This window comes from Amycolatopsis sp. TNS106 (assembly GCF_019330265.1).
GTDB classification, from domain to species: domain Bacteria; phylum Actinomycetota; class Actinomycetes; order Mycobacteriales; family Pseudonocardiaceae; genus Amycolatopsis; species Amycolatopsis lurida.
Genome location: NZ_CP024972.1, coordinates 2,413,940 through 2,427,094, shown reverse-complemented (window position 1 = coordinate 2,427,094; position 13,155 = coordinate 2,413,940). Strand labels below are relative to the sequence as shown.

The following is a 13,155-nucleotide window of genomic DNA, read 5'->3' as shown; positions in this document are numbered from 1 at the left end:
CCATGGCCGATAAGCAGCGGGGACGCCTATCTCGAGTACCGCAGGATTCCGTAGCACGCGCGAACACCGCCCTCCAGCGCGGATTCAGGTGGCCCCAGGTGAGCCTGCAGCGCGACTGAACGCGCAGGGGCCGCGTCAGGTGACCATGAAGAAGATGCCAGGGTAGGACCGCTGCAGGAACATGTCGTCGGCCTGCAAGGATTGTCGGTGCACGATGCGATGATCCGCGTGCCCGAGACTCGCTTGGGCTGGGTGGGTACCCAGCTGGGTGGCGGTGCCACATCAGCACCGCTACCCAGCGTTCGCTGCACTGGGCTGGTGCTCGGAACAGCTCGGCCCGTGATCGGAACCCGGTAAGTCAGATACTTCGCCGAAGTACCGCTCTCCGCAGCAGTTGGCTGATGCGCTTGGACACGGGGTGTCAGATGATGGCGGCGTCGATGGGGAAGAAGAGGTGCTGGTGATGGCGAAGGTGTCGCGGCTTGCCCGGCCGGTGTGGCTTCGGCCGTACATCGTCGGCGGTGTCGTTGGCGATGACGGCGCTGACGAGATCCAACGCCGTGCCCAAGCTGACACGCTGACCCGAGCGGACATGCGGACCCTTCTGCTGGCGCCGCCGGCGATGACGAATTATGGTGTGCGCCGGCTGGTGATCGAGAGCCTCGCGCGGCAGCCGGAACACGCTGCCGCCGTTCTGTCCGCGCACTGCGCGCAGATCGGCTCTCCATTCCGGCGAGCTACGTCTCGAAAGGTCATGACTGCGGCCGGGGAACGCTTTATCGCGCAGGCCTCAGTCACCGTCGGGGCCGTGACCGTCGCAGGAGACGAGCGGTGCGGCCTGGACTCGAACGGCGTGGCGGACGCCGCCTACGTCAGCTTGCTGGCCCGTCTTGCGAATCTGCCGCAGCCGACAGCCCCAGCGATTCGCCATGTCGACGTTCCGGTGCCTGATCGCGTCCCGTGGAGGGACACGGTCCGGTCACCGGTCTCGGTCCACCCGCTGCCATCGCTCGGACAGCGGCTGTCCTCGTTGGATTCCAACGAGTTCTTCGGAGTGCTGGTGGCGGTGGCCGATGAGGGCGAGGCGCCGAGGGAGGTGATCGAGCAATGCGAGATTCGTTTCCAGCTGGGATTGTTGGACGGCAGAGAGATCCCCATTGTGTTGTTCGCGACCCGAGGGACACAGTGGGATCGTGCGCGGCTCGCGGTGCTGCACCTGCTTCTGGAGTCCGCCGACGACCATTTGATCCCCACTGTGCTGTACGGCCGTTTCGACGAACTCGGCTTGTGGCGTGACCCGGTCCGCTACGAGCGGGTTCGGGTGATCGGCGGCGCACACGGGTTCGAGGTCGAGGCCCGGTATGAGGTCGACGGCGCGGAGCACCAGGTCGGGCCGTGCCACGGTGCGGACGAGTGGGATGCCCGCAGGCACGCCCAGGTCCGGATTCTCGCGCACCTCGCCGGTATGACCAACGCTCCGCTGGCCACGCTGGAACGGCTCCCGATCCCGCATGTGCCCGGCACATCCGCGTGGCAGTCGCTGCGGGCGGCCGAAACCTGGGACGCCATCACAGACCTGGACACCCGAGCCACAGAATCCGGTCCACCGTTCGTGGCCACCGCCCGGTGCCGGTTGCGCGGGACACTCATCGACGCTACCTTCGCTGGCCCCAGCGCTGACCTGGCGTTGGGACGGGCGGCGCAGAACTTGCTCATCAATGTCAACCAGTATGCCCTCCGCTTGTCGCGCGGCACCTAGCCTTCGTGGGAGACGAAGGTCGCGCGCCTGAGGACGGCTGTCTCAGCTGGGGATGTCAGCGTTGTCCACGTGCGCAACCGCGACCGTGGACAACGGTCGCAACTTTCTATGTCACCGGTGATGTGCCGCCGGGATGAGGGAACGGTGTTCTGCGCCCGATGACGGTCGAGTCAGGCGCCGGACGAATGTCCACGGGGATGGCACTGTCCTTGGCGGTGATCGCCTCAGCGACCTCGGTGGCGTTGGCGATCCGTGCCAGGGAGAACGCGACGTAGAGCGGCTCGACCGGTACCTGAACATCGCCGATGGGCAATGACAAGCCGACCATCTCGAAATCGATCCGTCCGCCATGCCCACCCTCCAACAGGTCGATGTACAGGCGGGCTTCGTCTGCCGTGCTGATCTGATGACACACCGTGGAGTTCAGCGGCATGGTGACCTCGTCGCCGCGCAGCAGGCCGGCAAGCAACGCGATGTTGCGTTCGTCGTGGGCTGACCAGTAAGCAGGCAGGGGCAGCGCGATGTCGAGTTCGTCGCGGACGAAAATGAAGTCCTGCAATGCGCGAGCGATCGGTGCGAAGTGCCCGGTGGGTTCGCGGAGTCCGGCGTCGAGGTCGATTTGTTCCGTGCCCAGCGTCAGGGCCATGCCGGGTGCGTGATCGAGGGAATCCAGGACGTTCACCGTGCGCAGTAGCGCTTCGGGGTCGACCGCGGCGGCGTGCTGGGTATCGGTGGGGCCGTATTGGAGCAGCACTCCGATATTCGTGCCGGCCTCCAGCTGTCCGGGACGGTCGACGCGCAGGCGGATGCGCAGCATGCCGGTGGAGTCGGCGCCGTGAACGTACATGCCCCGCGAGCCCTCGGTGGCGTAGCGCAGCGTCAGACGCAGCGGGCGGCCACGGGTGCCGTCTTGGGCGAGGGCGCGCAGCGTGGCCGCGCGCGGGAACCCGGCGGTGACCCTCTGGTCCGGCAACACCATCGCCACCTGCTGCCACGGGAGGTTCAGTGCGCTGATTGCCTCGTTCTCCACCCGGGTAATGCGTCCGGGTTCGATGACCGCGCCACTGCCGTAATGCAGCGCGGCAGTCACGGCGCCGGTCACGGCGGATCCGGTAGGGTCGTCTGACACATCGAGGTGGACCTTGATGTGCTGGGGAGGAATATCCTCCTGCAACCGGATGGACACCTCGTTGCGGCCTCCGCGGGAGGCGAAGTCCACTCCCCAGACCGGCGACAACTCGTCGGCACGCGTGTTCAGGACGGTCAGGCGCTTGAGCAGATCAGGCACGCCTCCGGTCATCGCGGCTTGTTCCTGATGCAGCTCGCGCAGCAGGTCGACGACCTCCTGGTGCGTGCTGGACATGATGAAGCGGACGATGCCCGGATACTTGGCCAGCTTGGCTTCGAGCCAGCGAACCTCCAGAAATTGAAGGTCGATCGAGTCGCGATACCTTGCTTTCAGACCGTCGAACCACTCCCAGTCCTTCGGCGTCGGATGGACCGGCGCGACGAGAACCCATGAGGCGATATCGTTCTCGGACGCTCGCTTCAGCGAGCGGGATGCCTGCGCCCGCTGGGAATTCCCCAGCTTCGTCCAGCTTTTGAACTCCACAGCGCGTCGGATGTCTTCGAACCAGGCATCACAGCCGCCGTCGCCCCCGGCTCCGTTGATCGTGCGCACCCGATCGCCGTACTCGGCGTGCATGAGCAGGTCGAACAGCTGCTCGGCCTTCTTCGGCGACTCGGCCAGTTCATCCCACGGAATACGCACGGCCGTCATCTTCCACGCACGGTCACGCTCCTGCACGGACGGCACACCGAAGACGATTGAACAACCTGTAAGAGTAGGTGAACTGACGTTCTGGCGTGAGCACACTCGGGCGGGTGCGGGCGGCAGCGGGAGTACGCGACGCAGCGGAACTGGCAGCGCCGATCGATTCGCTCGATCGGCGCGTTGACCCGATCGGTCGGCTCATGGCCGTTACGGTGCTTCAGTCGATGTCTGTGAGAGGGGCGATGTGCTGCGCGCGGTAGCGGATCGATACGTCATCTTGCCTGAACCCGGCCGTGAGGGCGGCGCGTCAACGGTGGTGAAAGCCACCGACCACCGGACCGGCCACCAAGTCGCGGTGAAATTGATCCCGCGGGCCGATGCCGATCAGACCCACCGCGTGTTCTTCCGTCGCGAGGTCGAGGCTCTGCAGAGGCTGAACCACCCGAACATCGTCTCGCTGCTCGATCACGGCGAAGACGATGGCGAGAACGCGTTCTATCTCGTATTCCCGTGGCTGCAAGAGACTCTGCGGGAGGCCCTGCCGCCGGCCGAGGACATCGGGTGGGACGACTTCGCCGACCGGTGGGCGCTGCCGTTGGCCGACGCGCTGGCGCATGCGCACGAACGGGACGTGGTCCACCGCGACGTCAAACCGGCAAACATCCTCGTCGGAGCCGAGGGCCAGCCGATGCTCGCCGATTTCGGGATCAGCAAAATCCGCAGCCGGATAGCCACCGAGGCGACCGTCGCTGAATTCGCCTCCCGGCCCTACGCCCCACCCGAACTGGATGAGATGACCAGCGCCGCCCGGGACACCTGGGGGCTCGCGGCGACGATCCTGCGCTGCCTCAGCTCCGGCCCGTTCGAGGACTACCCACACATCACCGCGGCGCTAAAGGAGATCAACGTGCCGCCGGAGATCGGTGCGCTGCTGCGCCGTTGCACCAGCCGAATCCGAGAGAACCGGCTCCCGAACGCGGTCGTACTGCGTGGTGAGCTGCGCGAGATCCGCAATCAGCGCCACCGCAAATGGGCCGAACAGCGCGCGGTTCAGCTCGTGGTCCAGGAAAAAGCTGCCCGCCGGTTGGCGCCGCCGCCATTCGACCAGGACGCCGACGCCATCGAAGCGGCTCTGCGCACGGAGTTCGCGCACGGCAGCCACCTTGCTCGGGTCGTCGACGCGAGCACAGGAACCCGACTGTCGGACACCTTCGATCTGGTGGGGGAGCAGCGACGGCTTCGGCTGGCGATCGCGCCCGGCAACAGTCCCGCGTTCGTGGTGACCCGGCAGATCACCTCAGACGACAAGGCGTTGCAGTGGGTCCGCCGGAACGGCTGGCCGGTCGTCGACGAGCTCGTGTGGACGTCGCGGCGTCAGCCGCCCGCCGAGGCGCGCCGGTCGATGGAGATCATCCTTGCGGCGCTGGATGAACACTACGTCCGTGTCGAAGACGAGGAGCGGCGCCGCGACGAGAACCGCGTGTTCGACGTGTGGCTGGATTTGCTGGACGCGAAAGACGACCTCGAACACGCCCGGTCCGGTCCGCTGCGGTTCCGCAACGCCACCATCGACGGGAAGCGGGTCCGGTTCAGCCTCGACACGGCGCCGGAGTCGGACATCGTCGGTCAAGAACGGCTGTGCCGGTCCCTGGACTCCGACGACCGGCCCCGCGGGTCAGGTGTTGTTGTCGCGCAAGAGGGCAAAACCGTCGTCCTCGCCTACCCACAGCGACCCACGGATGTTCCCTACGCGGGTGTTCTCGTGCTCGATACGCGGGCGAGCCGGGCGGCGTTGCGGCGGCAGCGCGAAGCTGTGCTTAATGTGCGGTCCGGGATCGCGGTGCGGCCCCAGCTTCGTGATCTGCTGGTGGACCCACGACGGATCGCGGCACCATCGGCGGTTCTCACCCCCGCGTGGTTCAACGAGGACCTCGACGAGGACAAGCGCACTGGGGTTGCCCGCGCCTTGGGCAGCCCGGATTTCTTCCTGCTCGAGGGGCCTCCGGGAACCGGTAAGACCGGGTTCATCACAGAGCTGGTGCGCCAGGAACTGCACTACAATCCGCAGGCGCGGATCCTGCTGGTAAGCCAGACGCACGTCGCAGTCGACAACGCGCTGGTGAGGCTGGCCGATGCCGGGATGGAGGACCTCGTCCGGCTCGGTAAGACCGGAGACGAGCGGATCGCCGAGCAGGCCCAACGGCACCTGCTTGATCATCGGATGCCGTTGTGGGTCGCTGAGATCCGCGCCAGCGCTGAGCAGCACCTCGCGCGCCTAGCGGCCGACGCGTCCGTCGAACTGAGCGACGTCCAAGGGACGGGCGCGCTGATGGAGCTTCTTGCCGCGCTCGGCGACCTGTCCTCCGCCCAGGCGACGCTCGGCGACCTCGCCGGCGCGCGGATCCGCCGCGGCCTGGCCGTGTCGCCCGAGCTTGATGAGAACGATGCATTGTCGGATGCCGACACGGTGCGCGAGCAGGTTGCGCGGCAGACCGCGCGGATCACCGGCCTGCGGGAGCGAGCTGGCATGCTGCTCGGCGCCGACCGGCTCGATTCGCTGTTGCCTCCCGGAGCGGAGTTAACCGCAGGCGCGGTGCGCGCCGCGGTCGACACTCTCATCGAGGAGAGCTCGGGGCTGGGGAAGTTGGTCGACATCCTGACCCTGCAAGGGGAATGGTTCCAGCGCATCGAATCCAGCCGGGACCTGGAAGGCGTCTTGTTGCAGCAGGCGCGGGTGGTCGCTGGGACCTGTATCGGATTCCTGGCCCATCCCGCGGTGCGGGAGCTGGAATTCGACCTCTGCATCCTCGATGAGGCCTCCAAGGCGACTGCCACGGAGACCCTGGTTCCGCTGGCCCGATCGAAGCGATGGGTGCTCGTTGGGGACCCCAAGCAGCTCCCGCCGATGCACGAAGAGGTCCTCCAGCACGACGACCTCATGGCCAAACACGGGCTGGAGCGCGCCGAAGTCGAACGCACCCTGTTCCAGGAGTTGCTGGCCAGCGCCCCGGACGACGCCCGCCACCAGCTCGCACATCAGTACCGCATGCACCCCGGCATCGGTGACTTGGTCTCGGCGTGCTTCTACGACGGCGCGCTGCACTCGGCGGCGAAACCCGAACTCGCCGGCTGGGACCAGCTGTATCGCCCGGTCACGTGGCTCGACACCACCTCGACCGATCTGCGGCGCGAGGAGCGGCGCGGGACGAGCGTGGTCAACCAGTACGAGACCCAGGTGATCAAGCGGGCCCTGTCCCAGCTTGACACCGCACTGGCCGACGGCACGGTGCGGACAGCGGACGGCACGCCGCTGCGCGTGCTTGTCCTCACGGCCTACCGCAAACAAAGCGAGGAGCTGCAACGCGCGGTAGCCGGGCTTGGCAGCGCGCGGATGGACATCGAGGTCAACACCGTCGACGCCGTCCAGGGCCGCGAAGCCGACGTGACGTTCTTCTCGGTCGTGCGCAGCAACACCCGCGGCGATCTCGGCTTCCTCGGGCGACGACACTGGCGCCGCATCAACGTCGCGCTGTCACGCTCCCGATTCGGATTGGTGATCGTCGGCGACGCGACGTTCTGCCAGAACGCCCCCGGACCGCTGCGAGATGTCCTGACCCACCTGCGCAAGCACCCTGACACCTGCCGGATCGGAGCGGCCCGAGCATGACCGACGCCACTACCATCGCGGCACGCCGCTACAGCGAACTGCACCCCGGCTACCACCTCGTGACCGCGCAGCCCGCAGCCGTCCCGTTCTCGTGGCTCACGCTCGAAGTACTGGCACAGCAACGCAAACCGCTGCCCGTGGTCGACGAGTTCGTCCTGCGGTTCTGCCAGCAGGGAGTGGACACCATCGGCGGGGTCGCCGGCGTCCTGGGCATCGGCGACGAGGCCGTCCGCACCGCCGTCGCACGACGGCTGTCCGACGAACATCTCGACTACCGCCCCGACACGCGGCCCGAGCACCACGGAACCCGCCGCATCACTTTGACCCGGACCGGCACCGTGGCCGCCCACGACCTGCAAACCACCTCCCCGCAGCGCGTCACGCACCTCCAGGCCTTCGACAGGCTTTTGTGGACCCCCACGGCCACGAGGAAATCCGAGCTGATCGGCCGCAACGAGGCCACCACCAACGGTATGGTGATCCTGCCCGCCGCACGAACCCGCGACGTGACCACCGATGAGGTCACCCCCCGTGCGATCAACCGTATCCTCGGCCTCTCGGACCACCAGACCACCGGCTCGGGCGCTGACAGGCCGGACGGTAGCGACCTGGTCGAGGTGCTCGCGGTCGACGCCGTAACCCGCCAATACCTGCACTACTTGCCTGCCGTGATCCTCGTGTTCGCCGCAGCAGGCTTCGACGACGTCCGGCTGACCGTCGTCGTCGACGACCTCGTCAGCAAAGCGCACGACCAGGCGCTGGCCGAAGCCGGCGGCACCGGCGCACTAAAGATCAGCCTCGATCCCTCGGTGGGCGAACCCGCCCTACCTCCGCAACTGGCCGCGCAACGCGCTCCCCACGACACGGTCCGCGGCCTGCAACGGCGCGCCGACACCACGCCACCGGGGGCCGAACCCGGCACCGTCCTCGCAGCTGCCGATGAGGACGCCGCCACCGCGCGCGCGGAACTGGCCGCCCTCACCGTGCGCAGTGTTCCGTCTTTCGAGCATCCGGAACTGCTCGTCGCCGCCGTGGCCAGTGCTCGCCGCCGGTTCCTGCTTCTCGCACCCCTCCTGCGCGCAGCGGTCGTCACCGACGGGCTGATCGCCCAACTGGAGGTCATGCTCCGCCGACGGGACCTGGTCGCCCGGATCGCCTACGGGCTCGGCCACCCTGATCGTGACCACGACGCCGACGCGCTCGATCGCATCCAGCGCCTCGCTGACGCGCACGACAACCTAACCCTCGTCCGCGTGGATACCGCCATGGCGCACGACCTGATCTTCGACGACACGTGGGTCAACACCAGCTTCGACTGGCTGTCCTACCGCGGCCCGAACCGGGTCTACCGTCGGGAAGAAGGCACCCTCGTGCGCTCGGCCGACGCGGTTGACGACCGGTACCAGCAGTGCGTATCCGCCATCGACCTCACGATCGTCACGTAGCGGCGCGCGAGACGATGGCCGCGGGGCCGCTGTGATACAGGTGGCGTCGGGAACGCCGATGTCGGCGAAATCGGCCAGGGCAAACCTTCGCGCAGCAATCCCGAATCGGCAAGCGGCGCGCCTTCGGCATTCAACGGATCGGTCGTCCTTCCCGCACTCGCTCGAGACGGGTCTGCTCCTGCACTGCCTCGCGTGCTTTGTCGCGAACGAAGATCGCGGAACCGTGGGTTATCGGTGCGTCGCGGAGGTCGTGGGATCCTCGCAGGAAGTTCTCTGTGCGATCAGCGATCAAGTACGCCGATGTCTGCTCCACCACCGAGATGATCTGACGTAGCTCGCCGAGTTCGGCCCGTATGTCGCCCCACCGTGCGGCCCGCTCGACTTCGAGCTCTTCAAGCGTGGCGAGGCGGGCCGCGACCGCACCCAACAGTGGATCGTGCGAGCGGAACAGCTCCGCCGCTGCCCGAGTGGCGGCGTCCACGTCAAGCCGGAGATCCAGCTGAGCCAGCAGAAACGCCGTCACCAGGCTCGCTTGACTGAGCCGCTCGGTGAAGGCGCGGGCCACTCGGTCGGTGGCCCCGAGCTCCCGGACCGCGGCTGATCGCAAGTGCTCCCGGAGTGTGCTCACAACGACGCTGGGCAAAGCCCGGACAGACGGCTGGCTCTTGACCCCGGACAGCCTGAAACCGGACTGAGGGAGCGTCGCGTTCTCACCCGAACCTGTTGTGCCTCCCTTCGTCGACGTCGTACCGTTCTGCACGGCATCTTGGTGGTCGGTGTACTGGAGAGACGCCGCCTTGGTCGAATCCGGTACCTGACGAGGTTCGGGCGGCGGCAAGGCCTCGTCGGAACGCGGACGGGGAGCGAGAGCTGTGTCATCCGGACGCAGCGAAGGCGAAGTGCCGAGCGCGGTGGAGTCCGGCGCCGTGCCCGGATCCGTGCTACCAAGTGACCCCATGCTGGCCGCGCGATCCGAGCCGCCGCCGGTGCCCAGGTCTCGGCTACTGCCGTCTGAGCCCGTGCCGACAACCATGAGAGTGCCAGGCCTCTGAGGTTGGGCGCGCATCCGCTTGAGCTCCTCGGTGCCGCCGCGCCGATACGCGTCGAGGAACGACGTGTCCACGTCCAGAAGTTCGTCGGTCGACGGCGTACGCCCCAGGGGGCCGCTCGAGTCGCGGGTCACGACTCCCCACTCTCGTCATCGAGCAGATAGTTGTCACCGCGCGTGAGCTGGATGAGAGTGTCGAACCCGGACAACACCACGCGCTCGAGGTTCGCGCAGTTGGCAGAAAGAGCTGTGATGTGATCGGTCAACTCGTTGAGTCGCGCGATCTCCAGGGTCGGCAGATCGTAGTCGAAGTTCTCGCGCCGGATCTGCTCCGACACCGCCTCGGCAACATACTCGTTGACCGAGGAGAAGCCGCGTTTAGACGCCCAGTACTCCGCCCGCTGTTTGACCTCCGGCGGTAGCCGGGCGACAACCCGAACACGGCGGTCCCGGCCTCCCTGGGCGGATGTGTCCGGCACGGCGGGTGCGCGGCTCGCGGACCGTCCAGCAGAGTTCGGCGGTATCTGCGTCGCTGTCACTACGCACCTCCGAAGCGTCATCGCGTGGCAACTAAGCACAGTCTATCGCTACAGAGTCGTCTCTGTATCTATCTATCTATCACAGTGAATTGATAGCATTGCGATTGCAGGCAGTGAACGTGTAGGGTTTGTGGTGCGTGGTCTCACGGCCAGCGCGACGGTGGCCCCGGCCCTACCCCCTCGCCGGGGCCACCCGCCCGCGCGACGTTACGCGAGCCAGAACAAGAAGGCCCGGTGTCATCACACCGGGCCTTGCGTGTCGCACGACTATCCACAAGGGACAGGGCGTTCATCTCAGCAACCTCTGATGGTGCCGTAGATGACGACAGCACGGCCTCTGCGCAGCCCTGGGCGGAAACCGCCGCGGGGGCGCCGTGCTCGGTGGGCGCACGGGCTGGGGATGTTCGTGGGCTGGCGGGTGGATCAACGGAGTTGATCCGGAGGAAATCACGACAGGATCACTGTCGCGTGCGCGACAGTCTGGCGGCGGCCAGTCGACCACGACTTGTCGCGTCGGCGGCGGTGCCCACCCAACCAGAGGGGTCTCCGTCATGACCATTCTCGATCACGCCCCGGACGTCATGGGCAGCGGGCCGGTGCTGGCCGAGCTTCCCGCGCCCGAGGAGCTCGACGCCATCGTTCGTCACCTGCCGGAACAGGATTGGTGCGAGAACTGCCTCTCCGACGGCACAGGCGAAATCGGCATGCCCCGAGACGTCCTCGGTCGTACTCCTGAAGAACGCAATCCGCGGGGAGCACACGAACCACACTGGCCTCGCCTCGTCATCTGGCTCGCGTGCGGGCACGTGATCCGCTGACGTACCGAGGCACGAATACACCTACGGCGTCCGGCACGGCCCATGGAGAAGTCGCAACGGGACCACAGCCGTGACACGGTAGTTGTCCCTGTCCCTGGAGCGACCAAGAGAAGACACCTCAGGGACCAGAGACGCGCTACAGACAGCCCCGGCCCGCCGCGCGATGCAGCCGGAGCGAATCACACGCACGTCCTTCGTGCGTGTGATTCGCAGTCCGCACAATGCCACGGCGGGCCGGCGGCCCCATCCAGGCCCTTCTGGCCTCACACGAGAGCGAGAAAGTCATGACTCAGCCCGGAACCGCCATGAGTGGGGTCACCGTCAGGTTCGGCGCACACGAACGCACCGGAGACCTCAGGCACGACGACGATCGCCGATACCTGGTTCTTGAGACACAGGACGGCGATGAGCGCATCTCGATGAGTCTGGAGCAGTACAGTCTCGTGCCCGAGCCGGGAAACGTGTTCATCAAGGACTGGTCGGAACACGCAGGTCTGACCGCGAGCCTGGAAGCCCAAGGTCTGGTGACCCGCGTGCACACGCTGAGGGTCGGGCAGTTCCGCTCGACCGCCTACGAGGTCAAGGTGACGCTCTGACAGCAGACGCTGCGTGGTACCCGGTCGCTGCGACCGGCCAGCCCGTGTCCAACGACACGAGCCACTGGATGACTGCCCGAGATCCACATGTGCGAGGAAGGAACAGGCCAAGTGACCTTTAACCGTCTGCGACGAAATCTTGAAGGATCGGACGGCACCGTCCACACTCCGGGTGTCGAGGATGAATACCCTGCCTGCTTGTCACACCACGACACGAGCCAGGAGGCCTCCTGGACACCCACCACGCGGACGGTGGAAGGATGTGACGACTGCGAGCGACGGGGTCGGGAGCCACGCCGAGTCACGCACCTCCGCGTCCTCGATCTCGGCGCACTGCTCGCGCAGCACCCGCAGGGCCGACCCGCAAATACGTGGTGGGCATGGATCATTTCCGTCATCGGCGCACACCGCAACGGCGAACTCACACCCGCCGATCCGGCCACCTGGAGCGGCGCTGTCCACCGGGCGATCATCGACCTCGCAGCGTCGACGCCGCTCACTGGCGCGGGGGCCCTCTTCGAACAGGCGTATAACCAGGAAGTCCATGACGCGTCATGACGAATGGCGTGTTCGACCGCACAGAAGCCTAGGCCACGTGCACCGTCGACAGGCGGCCTCCTCGGTGGGAACGAGGCGGCTTCCGACGCCACGACTCAACCTGCCGGCATCTCCGGCGACGTCTTCGTCAGGCCGGCCCGGCTGAGGTGGGTGCAGAGCCTGATCAGCACAGCTGATCCAGGTATGGACATGCCAGAAGAACATGGATCAACGAAGTTGATCCGGACGGCACTCTGACAGGCACTCGATCAGCGGAGCTGATTCGGGAGCCGGAACGACGGAAGTCGGCCGTTCGAGGACGGTTCGTACGTCGGCCAGCAGCCACTCATCACGTGTTCACCACACATTCGCGTGCGGACCAGTGTGTTCGCGCGTCATCCGCGCAGAGGAGACAACACCATGTCGAACCCCCGTAACCACGGAACCATCATCGGCCGACTCGGAGCCGACCCGAAGGTCTTCACCAATCCGGACGGATCCAGGAAGGTCCTGTTCACCGTCTACGCCGATCGCAACTACACCAACGGTCAGAACGAGCGCGGTTCCGACGGGATCCCCATGGAAGCCTTCATCCGTGCGCAGGTCCAGGGTCTGGGTATCTACAGCCACATCCACAAGGGTGACCTGGTGTCCGTCGGCTACACGCTGCGTATGGACAAGTACCAGAAGGACGGCAAGGACGTCTTCACCCTGAAGGTGGAGTCCCAGGACGTCGGCTTCCTCGAGTCCCGGTCGACCACCCAGGCACGTCTGCACGAGCGCGTGCAGGCCGCGGAGGCACAGAACCGGTCCCTGCAGGCCCAGGTTCCGGCGCAGGCCCAGGTTCCGGCGATGCAGGCCAGCCCGGTCGCCGACGAGCAGCTGCCGTTCGGCGGCACCCCGACCACGGTCGGCTGATATCCGCAGGGGTGGCCCACCACGAGCGGCGCGGGCCGCAGGGATGGAAGCGCC

General features: G+C 66.6%; 10 protein-coding genes. 7 read left to right on the top strand and 3 right to left on the bottom strand.

The window, feature by feature from the left end; all coding sequences use genetic code 11:
• Positions 1 to 418 precede the first annotated feature (418 nt).
• The gene (locus tag CVV72_RS10935) at positions 419 to 1,759 is read left to right on the top strand and encodes a hypothetical protein (RefSeq protein WP_219152314.1); all 1,341 of its coding nucleotides are present in this window, start codon (positions 419 to 421) and stop codon (positions 1,757 to 1,759) included.
• 106 nt (positions 1,760 to 1,865) lie between these two features.
• Here the strand turns inward: CVV72_RS10935 and CVV72_RS10930 are convergent, their stop codons facing one another.
• Positions 1,866 to 3,575, bottom strand: coding sequence for a hypothetical protein (locus tag CVV72_RS10930; protein ID WP_219152313.1), 1,710 nt, complete (start codon positions 3,573 to 3,575; stop codon positions 1,866 to 1,868).
• Positions 3,576 to 3,777: 202 nt separating this feature from the next.
• Between CVV72_RS10930 and CVV72_RS10925 the strand changes: the two genes are divergently transcribed.
• Positions 3,778 to 7,200, top strand: a complete 3,423-nt coding sequence (locus tag CVV72_RS10925; protein ID WP_219152312.1) for an AAA domain-containing protein — start codon at positions 3,778 to 3,780, stop codon at positions 7,198 to 7,200.
• Positions 7,197 to 8,645: a hypothetical protein gene (locus CVV72_RS10920; protein WP_219152311.1), complete on the top strand. Its 1,449-nt coding sequence runs from the start codon at positions 7,197 to 7,199 to the stop codon at positions 8,643 to 8,645. The genes CVV72_RS10925 and CVV72_RS10920 overlap by 4 nt, the downstream gene beginning before the upstream one ends.
• Positions 8,646 to 8,775: 130 nt before the next feature.
• On the opposite strand, the gene CVV72_RS10915 is transcribed toward CVV72_RS10920, so the two are convergent.
• Together CVV72_RS10915 and CVV72_RS10910 are read right to left on the bottom strand one after the other, a co-directional pair.
• The gene (locus tag CVV72_RS10915; protein ID WP_219152310.1) at positions 8,776 to 9,828 is read right to left on the bottom strand and encodes a hypothetical protein; all 1,053 of its coding nucleotides are present in this window, start codon (positions 9,826 to 9,828) and stop codon (positions 8,776 to 8,778) included.
• Positions 9,825 to 10,232, bottom strand: a complete 408-nt coding sequence (locus CVV72_RS10910; protein WP_219152309.1) for a hypothetical protein — start codon at positions 10,230 to 10,232, stop codon at positions 9,825 to 9,827. Before CVV72_RS10910 ends, CVV72_RS10915 begins: the two co-directional genes overlap by 4 nt.
• A 551-nt stretch (positions 10,233 to 10,783) precedes the next feature.
• Here CVV72_RS10910 and CVV72_RS10905 point away from each other — a divergent pair.
• The 4 genes from CVV72_RS10905 to CVV72_RS10890 all read left to right on the top strand — a co-directional run bounded on the left by CVV72_RS10905 (position 10,784) and on the right by CVV72_RS10890 (position 13,101).
• Positions 10,784 to 11,050 (top strand): hypothetical protein, encoded by a 267-nt coding sequence (locus tag CVV72_RS10905; protein WP_219152308.1) that lies wholly within the window; start codon positions 10,784 to 10,786, stop codon positions 11,048 to 11,050.
• Positions 11,051 to 11,355: 305 nt separating this feature from the next.
• Complete coding sequence (locus CVV72_RS10900) at positions 11,356 to 11,646, top strand: hypothetical protein (protein WP_219152307.1); 291 nt, start codon at positions 11,356 to 11,358, stop codon at positions 11,644 to 11,646.
• Positions 11,647 to 11,757: 111 nt separating this feature from the next.
• A complete protein-coding gene (locus CVV72_RS10895) occupies positions 11,758 to 12,204 on the top strand; it encodes a hypothetical protein (protein ID WP_219152306.1) in 447 nt (148 codons plus the stop codon).
• 399 nt (positions 12,205 to 12,603) lie between these two features.
• Positions 12,604 to 13,101 carry a single-stranded DNA-binding protein gene (locus tag CVV72_RS10890; protein WP_219152305.1) on the top strand — a complete coding sequence of 166 codons (498 nt, stop codon included), beginning with the start codon at positions 12,604 to 12,606 and terminating at the stop codon, positions 13,099 to 13,101.
• The last annotated feature ends 54 nt before the right edge of the window (positions 13,102 to 13,155 follow it).

Bases quoted from the DNA above. Each gene is read 5' to 3' on its own strand.
- CVV72_RS10920 (WP_219152311.1), top strand. From the start codon at position 7,197: ATGACCGACGCCACTACCATCGCGGCACGCCGCTACAGCGAACTGCAC.
- CVV72_RS10905 (WP_219152308.1), top strand. From the start codon at position 10,784: ATGACCATTCTCGATCACGCCCCGGACGTCATGGGCAGCGGGCCGGTG.
- CVV72_RS10900 (WP_219152307.1), top strand. From the start codon at position 11,356: ATGAGTGGGGTCACCGTCAGGTTCGGCGCACACGAACGCACCGGAGAC.
- CVV72_RS10890 (WP_219152305.1), top strand. From the start codon at position 12,604: ATGTCGAACCCCCGTAACCACGGAACCATCATCGGCCGACTCGGAGCC.